Here is a 23,325-nt window from a genome sequence, read left to right as displayed (position 1 = left end):
GACGGGTGGGGCCCCGTGCCGGAGGGCGGGGGACCCCTCCGGCACGGGGGTCGCATCACTCGAGGAGCGCCGCCTGCTCCTCGGCGGGCAGCTCGGCGGACAGGTAGATGTCGCCGGGCAGGTCGGGCTCGCACTGCACCTCGTTCGGGTCACCGGTGACGGAGTTCTCGAACAGCGCGTGCTGGTGGGCCGTGCTCTCCGGCACCTCGCCGCCGGTCGCCTGGGCGATGGCGTACTGCATGGCGGTGCGGACGTGGTCGTTGCCGGTGGCGATGGTGAACAGCTCGAAGCCCTCGTTGGCCTCCTGGTTCTCCTCCCAGAAGCAGCCGAGGACGTTGCCGTCGGAGGTGACGAGCGGCGGGATCGTGCGGCCGGCGTTCTCGAACTCCGGCAGCGCGCCGACGAGCGAGGGGCCGAAGTCGGACACGATGACGTCGATGTCGTCGTAGCGGGCGATGGCCGCGGTGAGGACCTGCTGCGCGAGGGCCGGGTCCCAGTTCGTCACCTCGAACGGCTGCTCGCCGATGAAGGTGTAGAGCTCGGGGTCGAGCGCGGCCTGCATGGCCTCGGCCGCCTGGGTGCTCTGGCTGTTGCCGGCGGGGCCGCCGAGGAACAGCACGTTCCCGCCGTCGGGCAGCAGCTCCTGGATGCCCGCTGCGTAGTTCTGCCCGTCGTTCTCGTTGTCGAGGGCGATGAACGCCGTGTAGTCGACGCCGTCCTCGCCGCCGGGGTCGACGCGGTAGGGGACGGTGACCACGCCGGCCTCGAACGCGCTGCGCAGCGCGGGGAGCATCGCCTCGCCGGCGTCGGGGAAGACGACGAGGGCGTCGACGCCCTGCGCGACCATGCCCTGGATGTCGGAGATGGCCTTCTGGGTGTCGCCCTGCCCGTCGGCGTAGAGGAACTCGGTGACGCTCGGGCACTTGGCGGCCTCGTCCCGGCCGGACTCGGTCGTGACGAGGCGCCAGCTGTTGCCACCGAAGCCGTCGGTGAACCCGAGGGTGATCTCCTCGGGACCGCACCAGGCGGGGACGTCCCCGGAGGCAGCCGTGTCGCCGTCGCCCGCGGGCTCGTCCGTGCTGTCGGCGCCGGCCGCGGGGGCCGCGTCGGTGGCCACGGCGTCGCCGTCGTCGGAACCACCGCAGGCCGCCAGCAGCAGGCCTGCGGCTCCGAGCGCGGCGAGCGCCCGGAGGTGTGGGAGTGCGCGGGTCATGGGTTGGGTCCTCTCTGTGGTGCTGACGCCCCGGCGTCGTCGCCGGGACGGGTGGGAGGTGAGGGTCAGGGGCCGGTCGCGGGTGCGCCGGACCGGGCGGGCAGGAGGGAGGAGAGCCGCCGGCGGACCGATGTCCAGTCGACGGTGAACAGGGCCACCCCGAGGCCCAGGGCCGCGGCCTCGACGATGGTGCGGATCGCGAAGCTGACACCGAGCGCGAGGACGAACTGCTGCAGCTGGCTGAGGAACAGCGCGGCGACCGCCGTCGCGACGAGGTAGCCCCGGCCGCCGAGCAGCGACGTCCCGCCGAGGACGACCGCGGCCACGGACGGCAACAGGTACGCGTCGCCCTGGAAGGCGGTGGGCTGGGCGACGATGCCGGCGAGCATGATCCCGGCGATGCAGTACAGGACCTGCGCCCACAGGTACGCCGAGGCCCGTCGACGCACGACCGGCAGGCCCGTCGCGTGCGCCGCGGGGGCGCTGGCGCCCACCGCCTCGAACTCGCGGCCGGCGACCGTCGACTTCATGGCCGTCGTCGTGACGGCGACGACGACGACGGCGATGAGGACCGCGTGGGGGACGCCCGCGGTGATGCCGCCGGTGAGGTCCGCCAGCAGGTCGGTGGTCCGGCGGGGGGCACCGGAGCTGATCGCGAGGACCACGGCGTACAGCAGCGCGCTCATGCCGAGCGTGGCGACGATGGGGTTGAGCCGCAGGCGGCTCACGAGGAACCCGTTGACCAGCCCGGCCGCGATCGCGAAGCCGAGGGCGGTGAGGATGGCGAGGGGGAGGCGCGAGTCGTCGCCGTTCGGCTGGTGCGTGACGACGACGACGGCGAGGGACACCGCGCCGGGGACCGACAGGTCGAAGCCCCCCTGCTGGACGACCAGCGTCTGACCGAGGGCGACGACGGCGAGCACCGCGGCGAAGGGGAGCATGCCGAGGAGGGCCCCGCGGCTCACGCTCGACGGGGCCACGACGGCGCTCACGACGAGGAGGGCGACGAGGGCGACGCTGATCGTCGCGAGCCCGCGGGAGACCGACGGCCAGCGCGGCCGGCGCGCGCCGGACGCGTTCTCGGGATCGCGGGTCTGAGCGGGAGCGCTCACGTCCACCTCCTCGTGGCACTGAGCGGGCGCCTCCGTCGGCACCCTGTCTCGCTGTTCGGCAGGACTGTACAAGCCTAATCAGGTGTTCACAACTGGTGTACGCACGAAGTGAGACCGGACATCGACGTCCGACCGGTGGCCCCGTGAGCGCCGGGTGCCGGGGGCGCTGCTGCGACGACGTGGTCAGTGGTGCTGGTGGTGGACGAACCAGATGCCGCGCGCCGGGACGCTGCCCGTGTTGGTGAACAGGTGGGGCAGCGACGAGTCGAGGCCGAGGGCGTCACCGGCCCTCAGCACGAAGACGTCGAAGCCGGCGGTGACCTGCAGCTCCCCCTCGAGCAGGTAGCCGTACTCGAAGCCGAGGTGCCGCAGCATGCGCTCGTCGGTCGTGGAGCTCGCGCCCGGCGGGTACTCGATCTCGAGGAAGTCGAACGTGTGGTCCGTCGTGCGGGCCAGCTGCTCCCAGATGACCCCGGAGTCCATGACGAGCCGTGGTCGCCGGCCCGGCGACGTCACGGACCAGCGCGCTCCGGACGGCCGACCGAACCACTGCTCGCCGACCTCGTCGTCGAGACGGTCGCCGTCGTCCGACGGCGTCCGCGGAGCCCGGCGGGCGGCTGCCGCGCTCGACCGCCGCAGGACCGCGGCGACCGAGGGGGCGGGGTCCCGGGACGCCTTCGCGCTGTCCGCGCCGGCGCCCTCGGGCTCGGCGGGCTCCCCCGCCGGGGTGGGTTCCACCGGCTGCACGGGGTCGGGCTCGAACAGGACGTCGATGGAGACGTCGAGCAGCTGCGACAGGGAGTACAGCGTCGCGACGCTGGGCTGGGACTTGCCGTTCTCCAGCTGGGAGACGAACGAGGGAGAGACCCGGAGCTGCCGCGCGACCTCGCGCAGGGACAGCCCGGCCCTCGTGCGCTCGGCCCGCAGCCTGGCGCCGAGGCTCGCCATCGGCGCATCCGGATCGGTCGGGGGCCGTCCCGCCGGCTCCGCCGCCGTGTCCCGGGCCTCGGGCGGCGGGGGGACGCGCACTGCCTCCGACGAGCGGGGTCCGGCTGCCACGGTCACTCCTGGGGTGATGAGGATGTCGAGGATAGGTGCGAACGGCGGGGAGGGCAGGGCGGAGGTCGCGGTCAGAGCAGGACCATGCCCCCGTCGATCATGATCGTCTGTCCGGTCAGGTAGTCGCTGTCGGAGGAGGCGAGGTACAGCGCGGTGCCGACGATGTCGTCGGGGGTCGCGGGCCTGCCCCTCAGGATGCCCTCCGCGAACGCCGCCATCGCGCGGCCGGGCTCGTCGGCGTCGCCGATGGCGACGAGGTCGGCGTCCAGCGCGGTCCACAGCGGGGTGTCGACGACGCCGGGCGAGAAGGAGTTGACGGTGATGTCGTGCTCGGCGAGCCCGCGCGCCGCCGCCTGCGTGAGCGCGTTCACCGCGAACTTGCTCGCGCAGTACGGCGCGAAACTGGGGAAGCCCTGGCGACCGGCCATCGAGGACGTGTTGACGATCTTGCCGCCACCCCTGGGGATCATCCGCCGCGCGCCTTCCTGGATGCCGATCAGGGTCCCGAGGGCGTTGACGTCCATGATCAGGTGCCAGTTCTCCTCGGTGACGTCGAGGAGATGCATCGGGCGGTTCACGCCGGCGTTGTTGAACAGGACGTCCAAGCCGCCTGCTGCGTCGAGGAACCGGTCGAACGCCGCTGCGACCTCCTCCCGGCGGCGGACGTCCGCGACCAGGGGGACGCTCCTTCCCGGGTGCTCTCGGTCCAGGTCGTCGCACGCGGCTCGCGCGAGGTCCTCGCTGCGGTCGAGGACGCCGACGACGGCGCCCTCGGCGACGAAGGCACCGGCGAAGGCGCGCCCCATGCCGCTGCCGGCGCCCGTGACGACGACGGTCCTGCCGTCGAGTCGACCAGTCACTGGTGTCTCCTCTCAGGTCCGGGCCGGAGAAGCGGCGGCGAGCCGCTCCCTGACCCACTGCAGCTCTCTGACGACGTACGAGTCGACGTCACCGGTCTTGAGGTGCGGAGGAAGGACGTCCCACGTGTACGTCTCGATCTCCAGGTGCGAGGACAGCGGCGTGCGGGCGTGCACGCCGAGGGCCTGCTCGATGCCGAACCGTGTGGTCCCGAAGGCGCCGAGGTCGTCGAGGAAGACCGGCACGTGGAAGTGGGTGCGCCACTCTCGCGCCCCTCCGGGGTCCTCCCGCCAGGCGTCGATGGCGTCGGCGAGGGTGAGGAAGCGCCGGGTGGCGCCGTCGCGGAGCTCCGTCGTCTGGCTCAGGTAGATGGTGTCGGTGAAGCGCTCGAGCTCGGCGACGACGTCCGCGTCGACCTCCGGTGCGCGCAGCGCCGCGGCCTCCTGGAGCTTGAGGATCGGCACACCGCTGCGCACGAGCAGGTCGAGGGACTCGGGGACGTCCTCGAAGCCGACCGTCTGGTGGCAGATGTCGAAGACGACGCCGAGGTGGCGGCGGACGAGGTCGGTGGCCTCGGAGACGGGGACGCCGGCCCGTGCGGCCAGCGCCGTCAGGCCCTGCCGGGAGTACACGTGGTCCTCGAACCAGCGGACCGTCTCCTCGGTCGTCTCGAGGTAGCAGGCGGGCTCCGGCTCGAGCGCGAGCGTCACGCACCGGCCGGTCCGGCGCTCGAGGTCGGCGAGGTGCGCGACCACGTCGAGCACGTTGTCCGTGAGCCGCTGCACGACCTCGGCAGAACCCACGTCTGCGCGGAACGCCAGCGGCGCGGACTGGATGCTCGGGCGGACGTCGGCCGGCGCGATTCGCGCCAGCAGGTCGGCGATGTCCTTCGTGTAGCCGACGCGGGTCGAGGTGCTCCAGTCCGGGCGGTACACCTCCTCCATCACACGGCGACCCTTGAAGGGACCGTGGGGGAAGGCGTTGACGGTGAAGAGGTACAGCCGCTGCTCGGCGAGGAAGCCGGCGAGGCGCTCGACCTCGTCCGGCTCGTCGCGGAGCGTGTCGACCGAGGCGCCCGAGAGGCGCAGGCTCACGCCGAACGGGCCCGCCGCTGCCACGGCGTCCCTCACCGCCGGGACGTGGGTCGTCAGGCTGTGCCACATCTGCGACCAGTCGTCCCCGGGGTGAACGAGCGTGGAGTACGTGAGGTGTCCGTGGCCGTCCTCGAGGCGCATCGCACCCACCTTCGTCGTCGGAGGCCGAGCCGCGCGGGGTGGCACCTCGTCATCGCAACCCCGCGATGCATTCAGTATTACTGAACAGCCGCAGAGCGTTTGTGTCAAGCAGCACTGCCCGATACGGGTAGCCGCCCGTGACGGTCGTGCTCCGCCTGCGACGGCGAGGCCGCCGCCACCACTGCGCTATCGTTGCCGCGCGCCCAGGGCGCACGGCCAGATAGCTCAGTTGGTAGAGCGTCCGACTGAAAATCGGAAGGTCGGCGGTTCGACCCCGCCTCTGGCCACTCCCGCCGGCTCCACACCGAGGCTGTGGAAGCCCAGGGTCGCGGGTCCGTAACCGGGCTGGTGACGGTCGCGGGCGGTGGCCTCCTCAGCCCGGCCCTCGTGCTGGTCGCCGCCGTCGTCGACGGCGCGGGGTACCCCGCCTCCGGTGACTGGGACCGCCCGCGCGGGGGCGGGGGTCGGCCCGCCCGCTCGTGACAACCGTCATGATCGATGACGTCCGGTCGGTAGCCGTGCCGGCAGCGCCCTCACGCGCGGCGCTCAGCGCCACCGGCCCGACGCGTCACCCCGGGTCCTCGCCGTCCCACACCCCGTCCGGCGCCCGGTACCACCGCAGTCCGTCCCGCTCCCACGCCCGCGCCAGCACACGCACACGGTGGGCGAAGCCGTCGAACCCGTCGTCGTCGCGGCGCGCCTGCGCCGACCACGCGACCTCGGCGACAGCGGCGAGCCGTGGCAGCAGCAGTGTCGTCACGTCGTCGAGCGAGCGGGTGGTCTCCGACCACAGGGCCGCCTCGACCCCGACGACGTGCTCGGGCGGCAGGCCCGGCACGAGGTCGTCCGGGTCCCACTCCCACGAGCGACGGAAGGGCACGAGACCGGCCCAGTCGAGACCGAGCGGGAAGTCGGCGTCGTACTTCATGTCGAGGTACACGCGACTCGCCGGGGACAGCAGCACCTCCGCTCCGGCCTCGGCGGCCGCGACGAGCGGGCCGGTGTCCTGCCGCTCGTCCCACAGCTGGACGACCGTGCCGGGCGGCAGCGGCGCGGCTGCGGCCTCCTGCCACGCGACGACGGTGCGGTCCTGCGCCTCGACGGCCGCGGCGGCCATCTGCACGAGCCGCACGTACTCCTCGGGGTCCATGGCGAGGACCTCGTCCCCGCCGATGTGGAGCGGGGAGCCGGGGGTCATGCGGGCGACGTCGGCGAAGACGTCCCGCAGGAACGGCTCGGTGGCCGGCACGTCCGCCCACAGCCGGCTGAAGCCGACCTCGGTCCCCGTGTAGGCGGGCGGTGCCTGCCCGTCCGGCGTCAGCTCGCCGTACGCGTGGAGGGCGGCGTTGGTGTGGCCGGGGACGTCGACCTCCGGCACGACCGTGACACCGCGCCCGCGGGCGTGCGCGACCAGTGCCGCCCAGTCGGCCCCCGTGAGGAAGCCCCCGGGGTCGCCGTCGACGGCGGTCCCGCCGGAGCGCTCGGTGAGCAGCGGGCGCGAGGGCACGTGGAGCCGCCAGCCCTGGTCGTCGGTGAGGTGGAGGTGGAGGACGTTGAGCCGCAGGTCCGTGAGCACGTCGACGACCCGCAGCAGGTCCGGCAGCGGCAGCGGGTGACGCGCGACGTCGAGGCTCAGCCCGCGCCACGGGTACCGCGGGGCGTCGGTGACGGTGACGGGCGCGAGCGCCCGTCCCCCGCCCTCGGGCGGGGCGGCGGCGAGGAGCTGTCCGAGCGTCGTGAGCCCGTGGCGCAGGCCGGGGACCGCCCGCGCGGACACGACGACGCGTCCCTCGCCGACGGCGAGGTCGTAGCCCTCGTCCGCGACGTCGACGGCCGGCTCGCCGAGCGCACGGACGGCGTCCGGTGAGAGGACGAGCTCGAGGTCGCCCGGCCGGGCCGGCCCCTCGACCACGGCCGGGACGGAGCCGAGCGTCCGCGCGAGGCGGTCGGCCGCGACGGCGGCCACCTCCCGTGCCGCGCCGGTCGCGACCAGCCGCGTCGAGGCACCGACGACGACGGGCGCACCTCCACCCGGCAGGACCGACGCCGGCAGGGGGACGAGACCGACGTCGAGCACGCCTCGGCCCGCGACCCCGGGCACCGGTACCCCGCCCCGGAGCACGTGCAGCGGTCGCAGGTCGGGCGAGCACACGACGACATCGGCCCGCCGCCCGGCCTCCAGCGCCCCGACGTCGTCGAGACCGAGCAGGGCAACCGGTGTCGTGGCCGCGGCCCGGACGGCGTCGACGAGGGGGACGCCTGCCGTCACGGCCTGCCGGACGACGTCGAGCAGGTGCGCGGTCCCGCCGGCGAGCGCGTCCGCCTGCGCGCCGGCCGCGAGCCGCGCGGCGCCGTCCGCGACGCGCACCGCCTGCCCGCCGAGGACGTAGTCCCCGTCCGGCACCCCGGCTGCGGCCATGGCGTCCGTCACGAGCACGACGGCGTCGGGGGCGACGAGGTCGAAGACGCTCCGCACGGTCGCGTCGGCGAGGTGCACCCCGTCGGCGACGAGCTCGACGACGGCGTCCCCACGGGCGGCTGCCGCCAGGCACGCGGCGACGGGGCCGGGGTCGCGGTGGTGCCACGGCCGCATCCCGTTGAACAGGTGCGTGACACCCGGACGTCGCCCCGACAGCCCGAACGCGGTCGCGACGGCGTCGTCCACCAGCTCCGCCGAGGCGTCCGTGTGACCGAACGACACGAGCGCCCCGGCCGCGACCAGCGCGTCCACGACACCGTCCTCGTCGAGCACGCCCGGCACCTCCGGCGCCACGGTCATGCTCACGAGGTGTCCCCGGGCGGCGTCGGCCAGGGCGCGCACGAGGTCGGCGTCACCCGGCACGAGGTGCGCCGGGTCCTGGGCGCCGCACCGGGCGGCGGACAGGAACGGGCCCTCGGCGTGCACCCCGACGATCTCACCGTCGTCGGCGAGGTCGGCGAGCATCGCCGCCTGGGTGAGGAGCAGGTCGGCGGGCGCGGTGACGAGCGAGGCGACGAGCGACGTCGTGCCGTGACGGGTGTGCTCGGCGACCGCCCGGCGGGCGTCGTCCACCGAGGCGGCGTCGGGGAACCCGACCCCGCCCCCGCCGTGGCAGTGGACGTCGACGAGCCCGGGCAGCAGGACGACGTCGGCAGGGTCCGGCAGCGCGACGGGCGCCTCGTCGGCGGCGCCGACCCACACCACCCGGTCGCCGTCGACCACGACGACGCCGTCGGGCAGCACGGCGTCGGGCAGCACGACGGCACCGCGGAGGACGCGCACGGGTACGGTCACAGGACTTCTGTAGCAGGTCGCGCCCGCACACGGCGCGCACGAGAGGGGACACCGGCGTGCAGGTCGTCATCGCCCCGGCCGAGGAGCTGGCCCGGACGGCCGCCGACGCGGTCGAGGAGCTCCTCGCCCGGCGACCCGACGCCGTCCTCGGGCTCGCGACCGGCTCGAGCCCCCTCGGCCTCTACGACGAGCTCGTCCGCCGCCACGAGCGGGGGCTGTCGTTCGCGCGCGTGCGGGCGTTCTCCCTCGACGAGTACGTCGGGCTCCCGGCCGGGCACCCGCAGTCGTACCGCTCCGTCCTGACGCGGGAGGTCGTCGCCCGCCTCGACCTGCCCGCCGACGCCCTCCACGTGCCCGACGGCACCGCGGACGACCTGCCCGCCGCGGCCGCCGCGTACGAGGCCGCGATCGCCGACGCGGGCGGCGTCGACCTGCAGGTGCTCGGTATCGGCACCGACGGTCACCTCGCCTTCAACGAGCCGGGCTCCTCCCTCGCCTCCCGCACGCGCGTGAAGACCCTCACCGCGCAGACCCGGCACGACAACGCCCGCTTCTTCGACGACGACCCGGACGCCGTGCCGCGGCACGTCCTCACGCAGGGGATCGGGACCATCCTCGCCGCCCGCCACCTCGTCCTCCTCGCGACCGGCCGGGCGAAGGCGGAGGCCGTCCACCAGATGGTGGAGGGCGCGGTCAGCGCGCTGTGGCCGGCGACGGCGCTGCAGCTGCACCCGCACGTGAGCGTCCTCGTCGACGAGGCCGCCGCCGCCCGGCTGCAGCTCGCGGGGTACTACCGCGAGGCGTGGGCGGGCCGCCCCGACGGCTGGGGCCTCTGAGCCCCGAGCGGGGCCACGAGCACGACGAGGCACGCGCACACGACGAGGGCCGCGGGCACGCCGACGGACTCCGAGGTGCCCGCCCCGGCGAGCGACCACCCGACCGAGGCGCCGGCGAGGGCGCCGACGAGGGTCGCGCCGAGCGCGGTCCCGCCGTCGAAGCAGAGGTTCCACACCGCGCTCGCCGTGGGGGTGTCGGCGCCGTCGACGCGGGCGAAGGCCGCGACGAGCGTGAGGTTCTGCACCGCGCCGTACCCCACCCCGCAGACGAACGCGGCCACCAGGACCAGGGCCCCGGCGCGCCACCCGTCGCCCAGCAGCAGCGCTCCGCCGACACCGGCGAGCCCCAGCGCCCCCACGACGGCCGACGCCGGCAGGAGCAGCCGCGTGCCGAGCCGGTCGGCGAGGAGCCCGGCGCGCCAGCGCGCGACCGCCGTGGTCGCCCCGAACAGCAGCAGGGCCACGGGTGCGAGCACCCCGGCGGGTCGCTCGATCGGGAGGAACGTCATGAGCCCGGCACCGGCGAGGGTGACGACCAGCAGGACGGCGGACGGGACGAGCGCGGCGGTGACGGCACGCCCGTGGTGCGCCAGGCCGCGCGGACCCGAACCGACCGGTGCCGTGGCGTCGGCACGCTCGTCCCGCGCCATCCGCAGCGCCGCGCGGACGCCCAGCAGCGGGGCGGCGGCCACCAGCGCGACGGGCCAGAAGGCGACGTTCTGTGCGAGGGCGACGGCACCCGGCACGACGACGACCGACGCGAGCCCGACCGCGAGGCCGTACAGCCCGGCCGTCTCGCCGTGGCGGCCGCGGGGCGCGAGCGTCCACGTGAGCGTCGACCCCACGACCGTGAGCGCGGCGAAGCCGGTCCCCCGGACGGCACTCACCACCAGCAGCGGGAGGAGGTCGTCGGTGAGGGCGTACAGCGGCGCGGGCGCGCCGAGCGCGACGAGGCCCAGGGCGAGCGTCCGGCCGTTGCCGAGACGGCGCACGACAGCAGGCACGAGCGCCTGCGTGACGACCGTGGCGGTCAGCATGGCGGTCGTCACCAGCCCCGCCTGCGCGAGGCTCGCCCCGCCCTGCACCGCCCACCACGGCAGCGCCGCGAGGGTGGCCGCGAAGCCGACCATCCCGGCGAGGGTGACACCGACGAGCCGGCGGACCCCGGGCAGCGCCCACAGCGGGACCGGGGCCTCGGGCGTCACCCCGGAAGGGTAGACACCGCGGCATGACGGTGAGCCCGGCGAGCGGCCACCCGTTCCGTCCGGCCGTCGTGGTACACATCGACGACCGCGACGACGCGGCGGGGGCGGTCAGGCTCCCGGACGCCCCACCACCCCGAGGACGAACCATGGCCCGCCCGCGCCCGCTCCACGCCTTCGTCGCCACGACCGCCGCCGCTGCCCTCATCGCGGGGGCCGTGCTCCTCGGCGCGGCGCCCGTCAGCGCCGTCAGCACCGCCAGCAGCGCCCGCAGCGCCGCGTGCACCGACGCCCTCGCCGCGCTCGAGGCCGAGTTCGGGGACGTGGAGTTCCCCGACACCGGCGACCTCGAGCAGGTCCTCGCCGAGCTCGAGGCCCAGCTCGACGCCGACACCGAACCCCTCTTCCTCGAGCTCGACCGGCTCTTCGAGCGCGCGATCGCGCTCGGGGTCGACGACGAGGCCGAGGACCTCGCCGACGCGGTCGCCGCTCCGCTCGCCGACCTCGCCGCGGCGCTCACCGCCCTGCAGGCCGACCTCGTCACCGCGCAGGCCGACCTGGCGACGGCGCAGGACGACCTCGCCACCGCCGTCGCGGACGGCGCCGACACCGGCACGATCGCCGCGCTCGAGACCCTCGTGGCCGACCTCGGCCAGCAGGTCGCGGCCCTCGAGGCCGACATCCTCGCCGCCGAGGACGACGTCGCGTTCCTCCAGGGCTTCCCCGGCGAGGTCGAGGCGCTGTTCGTCGAGCTCGACGACCTCTTCACCGCGTTCGAGGACGCCCTCGGGGAGCTCCTCGGCACGGGCGCCGACATCGATTACGACCGGCTCCTCGAGCTGCTCACGACCGTCAGCCTCGAATGCCTCACCGACGACGCCGGGGCCGGTGCCGGCTCGGGCGGCGGCACCCCGGTCGCGACGCCCGCCACGCCCGTCACGGCGCGGGCGAGCTTCACCGGGTGAGCCTCGTGCCCCGCACCGGCACCGCGTCCGTCGCGGCCGCACTGACCCTCGCGCTGCTCCTCACGGGCTGCGCGGGCGGCGAACCGACGGCGCCCGCATCCACGGCACCGGGCCCGACCACCGAGGCGGCCCCGACCACCGGCGACCGGCCTCCGGGAGACGCGTCACCGGCGCCCTCGGCCTCCCCCACCGCCGCACCGTCACGACCGGTCCTCGCCGACACCCTCGACCCCGGCGAGGGCTACGCCCTCACCGCGCTCGCCGGGACGGTCGAGGTCCTCGACGAGCCCGGAGGCGAGGTGGTCCACGCCCTCGACAACCCCCGTGACACCGGCGCCCCCCTCACGTTCCTCCTGGCGGAGGACCCCGGCGACGGCTGGTACCGGGTCCACCTGCCCGTGCGACCGAACGGCAGCACCGGCTGGGTCGCCGCCGACGACGTGACGGTCGCCCGCGTGCCGTACCGACTCGTCATGGACGTCGCGGCCAACGAGCTCACCCTGCTCGAGGGCGAGCGGGTGCTGCGCACCATGCCCGCCGCGAGCGGGACGGGCGACACCCCCACCCCGACCGGGCTCTTCTACCTCACCGAGCTCCTCGAGCCGACGAACGCCGGCTACGGGCCGTTCGCCTACGGCCTGTCGGCGCACTCGGAGGTCCTCACGAGCTTCGGCGGGGGTCCCGGGCAGATCGGCCTGCACGGTACGGACGACGCCGCGAGCGTCGGACGCGCCGTCAGCCACGGCTGCATCCGGCTGTCCGACGACGACATCACGTACCTCGCCGGCCTGCTGCCGCTCGGCACGCCGATCGAGATCGCCTGAGGGCGCTCAGCCCTCGCGCGCGAGCTCGAGCACGACGCGGGTCCCGACGGCGCCGGGGTCGAGCCGCGCCGTGCCGCCCTGCGCCTCGGTGAGCGACCGGACGACGGCGAGCCCGAGTCCCGCGGTCCGGGCGCCGCCCCCCGGCCGCGTGGTGACGAACGGCTCGAACGCGCGCTCGCGGACGCTCGCGTCGATCCCGGGGCCGTCGTCCTCCACGACGAGGCGCACGTGGGCGGTGTCGGACTCGACGCGGACCCGTACGGCGGTGCCGGGCGGGGTGTGCGTGCGGGCGTTCACCACGAGCGCGAGCAGCGACTGCACGAGCCGGTCCTCGTCGCCGGTGAGGACCACGGGCTCCGCCGAGGTGTCGACGCCCGTCAGGCCGAGCCCGGCCAGCCGCTCCTCGAGCGCGTCGACGACGTCGGGGGCGAAGACCGGCTCACGGGCGACGGCCCGGTCCTGGCCCGCCGCGAGCGCCGTCAGGTCGGCGACCACCCGGGCGAGGCGGTCGAGCTCCCGCCGGACCACCCCGGCGCTACGGCGCGCGGAGGCCGCGTCCGCCGACCCGTGCTCGAACAGCTCGAGGTGGCCGCGCGCGACGGTCAACGGCGTCCGCAGCTCGTGGGAGACCGCCGACAACAGCTGACGCCGCTCCTCGGCGGCCCGGTCGAGCCGGTCGACCATCGCGTTGAACTCCGTCGCCACCACGCCCACCTCGTCGAGGCGGTCGGGCTCGGGCACGCGCCCGCCACCACCCTCCCCGACCTGCCGGGCCGCGCCGGCGAGGGCGCGGAGCGGTCGCAGCTCGCGCCGCACCGCGACGAGCAGCACGAGCCCGCCGACGAGCAGGCCGATCCCGCCCGCGAGGCCGATGCGCCACAGCACCGACGCGCCCCGGTCGCGGGCGTCGGCGAGGCTGCCGAGGGCGGTCGCGGACCCGACGACGACGCCGCCGTCGACGACGAGCGGCGCCGTGAGGACGCGCACGTCGCCGCGGGCGGTCGAGACGGTGGCGGCGCGGCCCGGTTCGCCCTCCGGGAGCTCGTCGGCGTCCCGGAGCGCCAGCAGCTCCGGCGGCCCGTCCGACCCTACGAGCCGCTGCCCGCCGAGGTCGAGGACGAGCAGGTGACCGCTCCCACCGGGGGTCGTCGCGAGGTAGCGCTCGCCGGCGAGCCTCAGCTCGGCGGGGGACGCGACACCGTCGGCGCCGGCGGTGCCGGCGATGTCCTCCGGCAGACCGGCGCCGACCTGGTCGAGCTGGCCGCGTAGGAGCGCATCGACGTCCGACTGCTCCCCGACGGCGACCAGACGCCACGCGAGCAGCGCGGCGACGACCAGCGTGAGTCCCATGACGGCGAGCGCCACGAGCGTGAGACGGACCCGCAGGCTCACCGTCGCATCACCGTCGCATCACCCGGCGACCAGGCGGTAGCCCGCGCCGCGGACGGTCTCGATCCTCTCGGGTCCGAGCTTGCGCCTCAGGTGGCCCACGTACACCTCGACGACGTTCGAGGCGCCGTCGAAGTCGTAGCCCCACACCCGGTCGAGCAGCTGGGGGCGGGACAGCACCTGCCCTGCGTGGCGGATGAGGACCTCGAGGAGGACGAACTCGCGGCTCGACAGCGTGACGTCCGAGCCGGCCACCCGGGCGCGGCGCGTGAGGACGTCGAGCTCGAGGTCGCCGGTGACGAGCGTCGTCGACGTCGCCTGCTCGGGCTGGCGGAGGCGGGCCCGCACGCGGGCGAGGAGCTCGCTGAAGCTGAAGGGCTTGACGACGTAGTCGTCGGCCCCGGCCTCCAGGCCGGCCACACGGTCCTCGACCGTGTCCTTGGCCGTGAGGACGATGACGGGCAGCGCCGGACGCAGCTGCCGGATGCGCGCGAGGACCTGCTCCCCCGACAGTCCCGGGAGCCCGAGGTCGAGGATCACGAGACGCACGTCCTCCCGGCGGGCGAGGTCGAGCCCCTCCCAGCCGTCGGCCGCGGTCGCGACCGGGTAGCCGGCAGCCTCCAGCCCCTGCCGCACGAACGCGGTGATCCCCGGTTCGTCCTCCACCACGAGCAGCGTCACGGGCACAGCGTGCACCTGCCGCGCCCGCCGCGGGGGCCTTCCGGGCACGAGGTCCACCAACCTGACGATGTCGTCATCCGCCTGTCAGGTACCGCTCACCCGACGAGCCGATCGTCCTCCCATGCGCAGTACAGCGGTCATGGCGACGGTCGGGGCTCTCACCCTCAGCGGGATCGCGGTCGGGGCCGCGATCGCCGCCCCCCGCGGCACGGACGACGACGCCGTCGCCGCGGTCACCCTCGACGCGGTGGCGGTCGAGACGCAGGCCGCGTCGGCCTCCGCCGGCCCGACCGTCCGTCCCCGCACCGTCGAGGGCCTCGACGAGCTGCGCGGGACGCTCGCGTACCAGTCGGACGACACCGACGAGTTCGCGGTGGGCGGGGTCGAGCTCGAGCTCGGACCCGAGGAGTGGCTGGCGACCGCGACGTCACCGGCCGACTTCGACGGCGACGGCGTGATCGGGACGGTCCTCGTGGAGCTGCAGGGCCTGGTCGGCACGGACGTCACGGTCGCCGGGCGTCTCGACGACGACGCCGAGGAGCTCGAGGTGTTCCGGGTGCAGGGGCTCGCGTACCGGCAGGTCGCCGACGGTCCCGCGCCGTGGGAGCGCGACTCCGGTGTCGCGAGCCGTGAGCGCATCATCGAGGCGGCCCTCGAGGCCGTCGGGGCCGGCGCGAGGGTCGTGTCGCTCGAGGAGGAGGACGACGACGGCGCGGCGTGGGAGGCGGAGGTGCTCGCCGCCGACGGCCTCGAGTACCGGGTCCTGCTGGACGCCGCGGGCGTCGTGCTCGACACCCGCAGCGAGGCGACCCCGACGGCGACGCGGTCGACGACACCCACCGCGACGCGCACCAGCGACGACGACGAGCCCGGCGACGACGACGAGCCCGGCGACGACGACGGCGGGGACCGTCCCGACGGCGTGAGCGACGACGGGCCGGACCACCACGCCGGTGACGACGACGGCGGCGAGCGGGCCGAGGACGACCCCGACGACCACGACGACGACTCCGGCCGCGGCCGCGGGCGCGGTGGTGACGACGCTTCCGACGACTCCGACGACTCCGACGACTCCGGGTCGGACGACTGACGCGACGGGCTCAGCGGAGGGCGGCCATGAGGTCGCCCACCGAGTCGACGCGCTCGAGCACCTCCCACGGCGACAGCTGCTCGAGGTCGTCGCCGACCTCGGCCCACGCCCGGGGTGCCGCGACCCGGGGCAGCTCGCGGCCCCGCAGCGAGTAGGGCGTGACGGTCGTCTTCGCGAGGTGGTTCTGGCTCCAGTCGACGAGGACCTTCCCGCTGCGCAGCGTCTTCTTCATGTCGCTGACGACGAGGCGGCGGTGGTCCCGCGCGAGCTGCTCCGCGAGCGCCTTCGCGTAGTCGCGAGTGCTGCCGTGCGCCCGGGCGGCGCGCGCGGGCCACGGCGCGTACAGCTGCATGCCCTTGCTGCCGGAGGTGACGGGGACGGTGTCGAGGCCGTCGTCGCCGAGCCGCTCCGCCACGAGGTGGGCGACCGACGCGCACTCGGCGAGCCCGGCGCCGGTGCCGGGGTCGAGGTCGACGACGAGGCGGTCGACGCCCTTGAACGCGCCGCGCGGGCCGACGCGCCACTGCGGGGTGTGGAGCTCGAGGGCCGAGAGGTTGGCGAGCCACACGAGGCCGGCGACGTCGTCGACGAACGGGAACTCGATGCGGGTCGAGCCCTCGTCCTCCGGCTCGGCGGGGATCGTCTGCCGTCGGACCCACGTGGGGGCGCCGCCCGGCACGTTCTTCTCGAAGAAGGTCGCGCCGGGGCCGGTGGCACCGACGCCCTGGGGGAACCGCTTGCGGCTGACCGGGCGGTCGCGCAGCTGCGGCAGCAGCACGTGGGCGATCCGGGCGTAGTAGTCGACGACCTCCGCCTTCGTCGTGCCGGTGGCCGGGTAGATCACCCGGTCGAGGTGGGTGAGGCGGACCGGCCGGCCGCCGACGTCGACCACCTGCGCGTCGCCGGGGCTCACGGCGCCTCCCAGGGGTCGGGGTCGGTGTCCTCGCGCACGCCGAGGACGACGGGGTGCCGCAGCCGTCCGCCGCTCGTGCGCTCGCGGTACGCGACCTCGACGGCCACCGCCGGGTGCACCCAGCGGGCGCCGCGGCGGTCGAGCGCGGGGACCGTGTCGGCGAAGGGGCCACGGTCTCGTTCGCCGGCACCGGCGAGCGCCGCGCCCACGCTGCGCGCGAGCGCGGCCCCGAGGCCGCTGCCGACCCGACCGAGGTAGCGGAGGTCGCCCGAGACGTCGGGGGCGCCGACGAGCAGGGAGCCGGGGGGTGGGCCGACCTGCCCCTCGACCGGGCGCCAACCGCCGACGAGCACGGTGCGCCGGCGCCGGTGTGCGTGCTTGCGCCAGTCCGGGGATCGCCGGCCCGGCCGGTACGGGGAGGCGCGCCGCTTGACGACGACCCCCTCGACGCCCTGCGCGCGCGTGGCGTCGAGGAGGGCGTCGACGTCGTCGAACACGTCGGGCACGATCGCGCACGGCGGCACCTCCCGCGCGAGGAGGCGTTGCCGCCGGGCCTCGAGGGGCTCGGCGCAGACGTCGGCGTCGCCGTCCCGCAGGACGTCGAAGACGACGACCCGCACCGTGCCGGCCGGGTCGCCGGCGGCCAGCGCGGTGAAGTCCGGTCGGCCGTCGACGAGGCTCACGACCTCGCCGTCGAGCACGGAGCCGTCGGCGACCGGCCCCGCGAGCGCACCGAGGGACGGGAAGCGGGCCGTGAGGTCCTGGCCCGTGCGCGACAGCAGCCGGTAGGCGCCCCGGCGGCCGCCCGGACCGACGAGCACCCGGTAGCCGTCCCACTTCACCTCCGCGAGCCACGCCTCGCCCCGCGGCAGCTCGTCGGCCGTCGCGGCGACGGGCAGCATGGGGCGGAGCGAGCCGTCCGCCCACCCGTCGCTGCCGCGCCCCGTGGCCACGGGAAGCACTGTGGTGCAACAGTTGACCATGCGCGCGATGTGGAAGGGTGCCGTCGCCTTCGGGCTGGTCAACGTGCCGGTCAAGCTCTACACCGCGACGAGCCAGCACGACGTCTCGCTCCACATGGTCCACGCCGAGGACGGCGGCCGGATCCGGTACCGCAAGACGTGCACCGTGTGCGGCGAGGAGGTGCCCTCGGACGAGATCGCCCGAGCCGCCACGACCGACGACGGGCAGATGGTCGTCGTCGACGAGGAGGACCTCGACTCGCTGCCGGTGTCGAGCTCGCACGAGATCGAGGTGCAGGAGTTCGTGCCGGCCGAGCAGGTCGACCCGATCATGTTCGACCGCACCTACTACCTCGAGCCGGAGGCCCGCGCGAGCAAGCCGTACGCGTTGCTGCGCGAGGCGCTGCGGGAGACCGACCGGATGGCCGTCGTCACCATCACCGTGCGGCGGCGGGAGTCGATGGCCGTGCTGCGGGTGCGGGACGACGTCATCGTCCTGCAGACGCTGCTGTGGCCCGACGAGGTGCGCGAGGCCGACTTCGACGTCCTGTCCGCCGACGTGGAGGTGCGCCCGCAGGAGCTCGCGATGGCCGCCTCGCTCGTGGAGTCGATGGCGTCGGACTTCGACCCGTCGGAGTTCAGCGACTCCTACACCGAGGCGCTGCGCGAGCTCATCGCCGCGAAGGCCGAGGGCGGCGAGGGGGTGCAGGCGCCCGTCGAGCGGGTGTCGGACGACCAGGACGCCCAGATCGTCGACCTCATGGCCGCGCTGCGGGAGTCGGTCGAGCGCACGAGCGCCGCACGGGGCACGTCGGGCACGGCCACGGCCGCCCCGAAGAAGACGACCGCGAAGAGGACGACCTCGGGCGCGAAGACGACGACCGCGGGCACGAAGAAGTCACCAGCGGAGAAGGCCTCGGCGGCGAAGAGGACGACCGCGAAGAAGACCGCAGCGAAGAAGACCGCAGCGAAGAAGACCGCGGCGAAGAAGACCGCGGCGAAGAAGACCGCGGCGAGACGCACCCCCCGCTCGGCGTGAGCACGCCGACGGGGCCGGTCCGTGGTGGACCGGCCCCGTCGGCGTCGCGCTGCCCCCACCCCGCGAGGGCAGGGGGTGGATCAGGCCTCGGGTGACTCCGCGCGCTGCCCGGGCACACCGGCGCGCAGGCGGGCGACCTCGGAGGCGCGGTAGCGGCGGTGGCCGCCGAGCGTGCGGATGCTCGAGAGCTTCCCTGCCTTGGCCCACCGGGTGACGGTCTTCGGGTCGACGCGGAACATCGCGGCGACCTCGGCGGGGGTCAGCAGCTCCTCGTCGTCGGAGGTGCGGGTCGTGGCCATGGGGGTCCTCTCGCAGGGCGGCGGTGCCCGGCACGGGGGGCATGTCGGACATCAGGGGTGTGTGAGAGAAGTGTCAACTAGCACCGCCTGCGACGGAAGTGGTCTTTTCGGCTCGACACGACCTCGGTCGTTCGGACGAGGCGAGGGCGGTTAGGGTCGCCCGCGTGACCGCCGACGACGAGGTCCTGCGGGCCGGGCACGAGCAGGTCGTGTTCTGCCACGACGAGCGCACCGGCCTCAGGGCGATCGTCGCCCTGTACTCCACCGCGCTCGGCCCCGGTCTCGGCGGCACCCGGTTCCAGCCGTACCCGGACGAGGCCACCGCCCTCACCGACGTCCTGCGCCTGTCGGAGGCGATGGCGTACAAGAACGCCCTCGCCGGGCTCGACCACGGCGGCGGCAAGGCCGTCGTCATCGGGGACCCCGTCACCGACAAGTCGGAGGCGCTGCTGCGCGCCTACGGCCGGTTCGTCGCGAGCCTCGGGGGTCGGTACGTGACCGCGTGCGACGTGGGGACCTACGTCGCGGACATGGACGTCGTGGCGAAGGAGTGCCGCTGGGTGACGGGCCGCAGCCCCGCCGACGGCGGGGCCGGCGACTCCTCGGTCCTCACGGCCTTCGGGGTCCACGAGGGGATGCTCGCCGCCGCCGAGCACGTGTGGGGCGAGCCGTCGCTCGCCGGGCGCCGCGTCGCCGTGCAGGGCGTCGGGAAGGTCGGACGCCACCTCGTCGACCTCCTCGTCGGCTCCGGCGCCCGGGTCGTCGTCGCCGACGTGCAGCACACCGCGGTCGAGCGGGTCCTCGCCGCCCACCCGCAGGTGGAGGTCGTCGACGACCCCGACCACCTCCTCGAGGCCGACGTCGACGTGCTCGCCCCCTGCGCCCTCGGCTCGGTGCTCGACGACCGGACCGTGCCCCGGCTGCAGGCCCGCGTCGTGTGCGGTGGGGCGAACAACCAGCTCGCCGAGCCGGCAGTCGCCGACGCCCTCGTCGCCCGGGGCATCACGTACTGCCCGGACTACGTCGTCAACGCGGGCGGGGTGTGCCAGGTGGCCGACGAGCTGCACGGTTTCGTCTTCGAGCGCGCGAGGGCGCAGGCCGCCCGGATCCGCGGCACGACCGCGTCGGTGCTCGCCGCCGCGGCCGCCGAGGGGTGCTCGCCGGACGCCGCCGCGCTCCGGCTGGCCCGCCGGCGCATCGCCGAGGTGGGCTCCGACCGGCCCTGGTTGCCGGCCCGCTGAGCCGGGCGCGGGGCGCCGACCCGGGCGCGACCTCTGAAGATGTGGGAACAGCGCACGACCCGCTACCGTTGGCCCTACGCAGACCGGATGAGTACTCCGGGGGCCCCGCCACGTGCGCCAGCCCCCCGGACCGACGTGAGGGGGTCGACGCCATGGGGCGCGGCCGTCAGAAGGCCAAGCAGACGAAGGTCGCTCGGCAGCTGAAGTACTTCAGCCCCGAGACCGACTACGACGCTCTGGCCAACGAGCTCCACCAAGAGGGAGCGAGCCGTACCGACGAGACGGGCGAGAACCAGCCCTTCGAGTCGGATGCGGAGGACGACGACTACGCGGACTGGGAGTCCTCCTACCGCTGAGTCGTCGACGTCGCCGTCCGAGTCGTCGTCGCGTCCGTCACCGTCCCGTCGTCACACCGGGTGCACACCCACGAGCCGCGCCGACCCGCCCGAGACGCCCTTCGTCCCGGTCGCGGTCGCCGGGTCGTCGAGCACGCCCTCCGGCGTCGCGACGACCTCCCCGCACACCCAGGCGTGGGTGCCGGTGGGGGCGAGGGTGCCGAGCACCCGTTCGGCGTCGTCGGGCGCGACGACGGCGACCATCCCGATCCCCTGGTTCCACGTGCGCTCCCGGTCGGCGACCGGCACCCCGCCGGCGTCTCCCAGCACCGAGGTCACGACGGGGGGACGCCACGTGGCGCGGTCGACGTCGACGTGCGTGCCGGCAGGGAGGACGCGGGCGAGGTTCGCCGCGATCCCCCCGCCCGTCACGTGGCTGAGCGCGTGCACGGCCCCCGGGACGGCGTCGAGGAGGTCGACGAGCAGCCCGGCGTAGACCGCGCACGGCTCGAGGAGCTCCTCTCCGATGCTGCGCCCCAGCCCCTGCGGCACGTGGTCCCACGCCCAGCCCTGCCGGGCGACGACCGCCCGGGCGAGGGAGTACCCGTTGGCGTGGAGCCCGCTCGAGGCGAGGGCGACGAGCACGTCGCCCGCCCGCACACGCTCCGGACCGAGCAGGGCGTCGGCCTCGACGACGCCCGTGGCCGCCCCGGCCAGGTCGTACTCGTCGGGGGCGAGCAGCCCGGGGTGCTCGGCGGTCTCCCCCGCCACGAGGGCGCAACGGGCGGTCTCGCAGCCCCGGGCCACCCCCCGCACGATCGCCGCCACCCGTTCGGGGACGACGGAGCCGCACGCGACGTAGTCGCTCATGAACAGCGGTGTCGCCCCGCACGCGACGAGGTCGTCGACGACCATCGCGACGAGGTCGACGCCGACGGTGTCGTGGACGTCCATCGCCTGCGCGACGGCGACCTTCGTGCCGACGCCGTCCGTGGACGTCGCGAGCAGCGGCCGTCGGTAGCGCAGGAGCAGCGAGGCGTCGACGAGACCGGCGAAGCCGCCCGCGCCCTCGACGACCGGCGCGAGGCCGGCCACGCCCGCGTGGGTGGCCCGCACGGCGTCCTTCATGAGGGTGACCGCCCGGTCGCCGGCCTCGGTGTCGACACCGGCCGCGGCGTACGTGAGGCCGTCACCCGTCACGTCGGCCGTACCCGCCCGGTCCGCCGTCACGGGCGGGTGAGCGCGTCCGCGGCGCCCCCGGGCGTCCCGGTGCCGACGCCCTCGGCGTCGAACACGAACTCGCCCTGCGCCACCCCCGGCATCCCGAGGTGGACCGTCCGCGGCGGCGTGATCGGGTACTCGCCGGTGAAGCACGCCGAGCACAGCTCGTCCGTGGGTCGACCGCTCGCCGCGACCATCGCCTCCCGGCTGAGGTAGCCGAGGGAGTCCGCCCCGATGCTCGCGCAGATCTCCTGCACGCCGAGGCCGGTCGCGATGAGCTCGGCCCGGCTGGCGAAGTCGATGCCGTAGAAGCACGGCCACATGACGGGAGCCGAGGAGATGCGGACGTGGACCTCGGCGGCCCCGGCCTCGCGCAGCATCCGGACGAGCGCCCGCTGGGTGTTGCCGCGGACGATCGAGTCGTCGACGACGACGAGCCGCCTGCCCTGGATGACCTCGCGTAGCGGGTTGAGCTTGAGCCGGATCCCGAGCTGGCGCAGGGTCTGCGACGGCGCGATGAACGTCCGGCCCACGTAGGAGTTCTTCACGAGCCCCTGCGCGTACGGGATGCCGGACTCGCGGGCGTAGCCGATCGCGGCCGGGGTCCCCGACTCCGGGACGGGGATGACGACGTCGGCGTCGACCGGGTGCTCCCGGGCCAGCGACGCGCCCATCTCCACCCGCGCGGCGTGGACGACCGTGCCGGCGATCCGGGAGTCCGGGCGGGCGAGGTAGACGTACTCGAAGACGCAGCCCTTCGGCTCCGCGGGCGCGAAGCGGGACGTGCGCAGCCCGTCGGCGTCGATCGCGACGAGCTCACCCGGCTCGATGTCCCGGACGACGCTCGCGCCGAGGATGTCGAGCGCCGCCGTCTCGCTCGCGACGACCCACCCCCGGTCGAGCCTGCCGAGCACGAGGGGGCGGACGCCGTGGCGGTCGCGAGCGGCGTAGAGGGTGTGCTCGTCCATGAAGACGAGGGAGAAGGCGCCCTCGAGCTGGCGGAGGACGTCGAGCGCGGTCACCTCCAGGCGTGCGCCCGGGTCCGCTCCCAGCAGGCTCGTGATGAGGACGGTGTCGGTCGTGTTGCCGCGCTCGAGCTCGCTCGCACCGTGGCGGCTCCCGTCGGCGCGGGCGGCGGCCTCGTGCGCGACGACCCTCTCCCGCAGCCGGTCGGAGTTCGTGAGGTTACCGTTGTGGCCGAGCGCGACGGTGCCCCACGCGGTCGGGCCGAGCGTCGGCTGGGCGTTCTCCCACGTGCTCTCGCCGGTCGTGGAGTACCGGGAGTGGCCGACGGCGATGTGCCCGCGCAGCGTCGCGAGGCTCGACTCGTCGAAGACCTGGGCGACCAGGCCCATGTCCTTGTACACGGTGATGTGGCGCCCGTTGCTCACGGCGATGCCGGCCGCCTCCTGGCCGCGGTGCTGCAGCGCGTAGAGACCGAAGTAGGCGAGCTTCGCGACCTCCTCCCCAGGCGCCCACACGCCGATGACGCCGCAGGCGTCCTGGGGGCCCTTCTCACCGGGAAGCAGGTCGTGGCTCAGACGGCCGTCTCCACGTGGCACGCGGCCAGTGTCCCA

Annotated in this window: 22 protein-coding genes and 1 tRNA gene; 9 read left to right on the top strand and 14 right to left on the bottom strand. The window is 75.0% G+C overall.

Going from position 1 to position 23,325, the window contains the following annotated elements; translation table 11 throughout:
* Positions 1 to 55: 55 nt before the first annotated feature.
* The 5 genes from WAB14_RS10005 to eboE all read right to left on the bottom strand — a co-directional run bounded on the left by WAB14_RS10005 (position 56) and on the right by eboE (position 5,477).
* Complete coding sequence (locus WAB14_RS10005; RefSeq protein ID WP_340269465.1) at positions 56 to 1,213, bottom strand: substrate-binding domain-containing protein; 1,158 nt, start codon at positions 1,211 to 1,213, stop codon at positions 56 to 58.
* 65 nt (positions 1,214 to 1,278) lie between these two features.
* Positions 1,279 to 2,325, bottom strand: coding sequence for an ABC transporter permease (locus WAB14_RS10000; RefSeq protein ID WP_340269463.1), 1,047 nt, complete (start codon positions 2,323 to 2,325; stop codon positions 1,279 to 1,281).
* Positions 2,326 to 2,508: 183 nt separating this feature from the next.
* Positions 2,509 to 3,273, bottom strand: a complete 765-nt coding sequence (locus tag WAB14_RS09995) for a helix-turn-helix domain-containing protein (protein WP_340269462.1) — start codon at positions 3,271 to 3,273, stop codon at positions 2,509 to 2,511.
* 182 nt (positions 3,274 to 3,455) lie between these two features.
* Complete coding sequence (locus tag WAB14_RS09990) at positions 3,456 to 4,244, bottom strand: SDR family NAD(P)-dependent oxidoreductase (RefSeq protein WP_340269461.1); 789 nt, start codon at positions 4,242 to 4,244, stop codon at positions 3,456 to 3,458.
* A 12-nt stretch (positions 4,245 to 4,256) separates the two neighbouring features.
* Complete coding sequence (eboE, locus tag WAB14_RS09985) at positions 4,257 to 5,477, bottom strand: metabolite traffic protein EboE (protein ID WP_340269460.1); 1,221 nt, start codon at positions 5,475 to 5,477, stop codon at positions 4,257 to 4,259.
* Positions 5,478 to 5,691: 214 nt separating this feature from the next.
* Here eboE and WAB14_RS09980 point away from each other — a divergent pair.
* Both WAB14_RS09980 and WAB14_RS09975 read left to right on the top strand, forming a co-directional pair.
* A tRNA-Phe gene (locus tag WAB14_RS09980) sits at positions 5,692 to 5,764 on the top strand.
* Positions 5,765 to 5,789: 25 nt separating this feature from the next.
* The gene (locus tag WAB14_RS09975) at positions 5,790 to 5,960 is read left to right on the top strand and encodes a hypothetical protein (protein ID WP_340269458.1); all 171 of its coding nucleotides are present in this window, start codon (positions 5,790 to 5,792) and stop codon (positions 5,958 to 5,960) included.
* Positions 5,961 to 6,045: 85 nt separating this feature from the next.
* Here the strand turns inward: WAB14_RS09975 and WAB14_RS09970 are convergent, their stop codons facing one another.
* Positions 6,046 to 8,751, bottom strand: a complete 2,706-nt coding sequence (locus WAB14_RS09970; protein WP_340269457.1) for a family 20 glycosylhydrolase — start codon at positions 8,749 to 8,751, stop codon at positions 6,046 to 6,048.
* A gap of 56 nt (positions 8,752 to 8,807) precedes the next feature.
* On the opposite strand from WAB14_RS09970, the gene nagB reads away from it, so the two are divergent.
* Positions 8,808 to 9,587 (top strand): glucosamine-6-phosphate deaminase, encoded by a 780-nt coding sequence (nagB, locus tag WAB14_RS09965; protein WP_340269455.1) that lies wholly within the window; start codon positions 8,808 to 8,810, stop codon positions 9,585 to 9,587.
* On the opposite strand, the gene WAB14_RS09960 is transcribed toward nagB, so the two are convergent.
* Positions 9,542 to 10,792: an MFS transporter gene (locus WAB14_RS09960; RefSeq protein ID WP_340269453.1), complete on the bottom strand. Its 1,251-nt coding sequence runs from the start codon at positions 10,790 to 10,792 to the stop codon at positions 9,542 to 9,544. The genes nagB and WAB14_RS09960 overlap by 46 nt on opposite strands.
* Before the next feature lie 146 nt (positions 10,793 to 10,938).
* Here WAB14_RS09960 and WAB14_RS09955 point away from each other — a divergent pair, with 146 nt between their 5' ends.
* Positions 10,939 to 11,754, top strand: a complete 816-nt coding sequence (locus WAB14_RS09955) for a hypothetical protein (RefSeq protein WP_340269452.1) — start codon at positions 10,939 to 10,941, stop codon at positions 11,752 to 11,754.
* Positions 11,751 to 12,578 carry a L,D-transpeptidase family protein gene (locus WAB14_RS09950; protein ID WP_340269450.1) on the top strand — a complete coding sequence of 276 codons (828 nt, stop codon included), beginning with the start codon at positions 11,751 to 11,753 and terminating at the stop codon, positions 12,576 to 12,578. Before WAB14_RS09955 ends, WAB14_RS09950 begins: the two co-directional genes overlap by 4 nt.
* A gap of 6 nt (positions 12,579 to 12,584) precedes the next feature.
* Here WAB14_RS09950 and WAB14_RS09945 read toward each other — a convergent pair whose 3' ends face one another.
* Positions 12,585 to 13,970, bottom strand: a complete 1,386-nt coding sequence (locus tag WAB14_RS09945) for a sensor histidine kinase (protein WP_340269449.1) — start codon at positions 13,968 to 13,970, stop codon at positions 12,585 to 12,587.
* A gap of 18 nt (positions 13,971 to 13,988) precedes the next feature.
* The gene (locus WAB14_RS09940; protein WP_340269447.1) at positions 13,989 to 14,648 is read right to left on the bottom strand and encodes a response regulator transcription factor; all 660 of its coding nucleotides are present in this window, start codon (positions 14,646 to 14,648) and stop codon (positions 13,989 to 13,991) included.
* A gap of 121 nt (positions 14,649 to 14,769) precedes the next feature.
* On the opposite strand from WAB14_RS09940, the gene WAB14_RS09935 reads away from it, so the two are divergent.
* On the top strand, positions 14,770 to 15,738 hold the full coding sequence (locus tag WAB14_RS09935) for a PepSY domain-containing protein (protein ID WP_340269445.1): 969 nt from the start codon (positions 14,770 to 14,772) through the stop codon (positions 15,736 to 15,738).
* 10 nt (positions 15,739 to 15,748) lie between these two features.
* On the opposite strand, the gene ligD is transcribed toward WAB14_RS09935, so the two are convergent.
* A complete protein-coding gene (ligD, locus tag WAB14_RS09930; protein ID WP_340269443.1) occupies positions 15,749 to 16,651 on the bottom strand; it encodes a non-homologous end-joining DNA ligase in 903 nt (300 codons plus the stop codon).
* Positions 16,648 to 17,604, bottom strand: coding sequence for an ATP dependent DNA ligase (locus tag WAB14_RS09925; protein ID WP_340269442.1), 957 nt, complete (start codon positions 17,602 to 17,604; stop codon positions 16,648 to 16,650). Before WAB14_RS09925 ends, ligD begins: the two co-directional genes overlap by 4 nt.
* Positions 17,605 to 17,641: 37 nt before the next feature.
* On the opposite strand from WAB14_RS09925, the gene ku reads away from it, so the two are divergent.
* Positions 17,642 to 18,652 carry a non-homologous end joining protein Ku gene (ku, locus tag WAB14_RS09920; protein WP_340269441.1) on the top strand — a complete coding sequence of 337 codons (1,011 nt, stop codon included), beginning with the start codon at positions 17,642 to 17,644 and terminating at the stop codon, positions 18,650 to 18,652.
* Positions 18,653 to 18,732: 80 nt separating this feature from the next.
* Here ku and WAB14_RS09915 read toward each other — a convergent pair whose 3' ends face one another.
* The gene (locus WAB14_RS09915; protein WP_340269440.1) at positions 18,733 to 18,951 is read right to left on the bottom strand and encodes a BldC family transcriptional regulator; all 219 of its coding nucleotides are present in this window, start codon (positions 18,949 to 18,951) and stop codon (positions 18,733 to 18,735) included.
* A 164-nt stretch (positions 18,952 to 19,115) separates the two neighbouring features.
* Between WAB14_RS09915 and WAB14_RS09910 the strand changes: the two genes are divergently transcribed.
* The gene (locus tag WAB14_RS09910) at positions 19,116 to 20,192 is read left to right on the top strand and encodes a Glu/Leu/Phe/Val dehydrogenase dimerization domain-containing protein (protein ID WP_340269439.1); all 1,077 of its coding nucleotides are present in this window, start codon (positions 19,116 to 19,118) and stop codon (positions 20,190 to 20,192) included.
* 152 nt (positions 20,193 to 20,344) lie between these two features.
* A complete protein-coding gene (locus WAB14_RS09905; protein WP_340269437.1) occupies positions 20,345 to 20,548 on the top strand; it encodes a DUF3073 domain-containing protein in 204 nt (67 codons plus the stop codon).
* A gap of 51 nt (positions 20,549 to 20,599) precedes the next feature.
* Here WAB14_RS09905 and purM read toward each other — a convergent pair whose 3' ends face one another.
* Both purM and purF read right to left on the bottom strand, forming a co-directional pair.
* Positions 20,600 to 21,757 carry a phosphoribosylformylglycinamidine cyclo-ligase gene (purM, locus tag WAB14_RS09900; protein WP_340269435.1) on the bottom strand — a complete coding sequence of 386 codons (1,158 nt, stop codon included), beginning with the start codon at positions 21,755 to 21,757 and terminating at the stop codon, positions 20,600 to 20,602.
* The gene (purF, locus tag WAB14_RS09895) at positions 21,754 to 23,310 is read right to left on the bottom strand and encodes an amidophosphoribosyltransferase (protein ID WP_340269433.1); all 1,557 of its coding nucleotides are present in this window, start codon (positions 23,308 to 23,310) and stop codon (positions 21,754 to 21,756) included. The genes purM and purF overlap by 4 nt, the downstream gene beginning before the upstream one ends.
* Between the last annotated feature and the right edge of the window lie 15 nt (positions 23,311 to 23,325).

Source organism: Aquipuribacter nitratireducens (assembly GCF_037860835.1).
Taxonomy (GTDB): Bacteria; Actinomycetota; Actinomycetes; order Actinomycetales; family JBBAYJ01; genus Aquipuribacter; species Aquipuribacter nitratireducens.
Note: the sequence above shows the minus strand (reverse complement) of the source record. Positions and strands in the feature narration are given on the sequence as shown.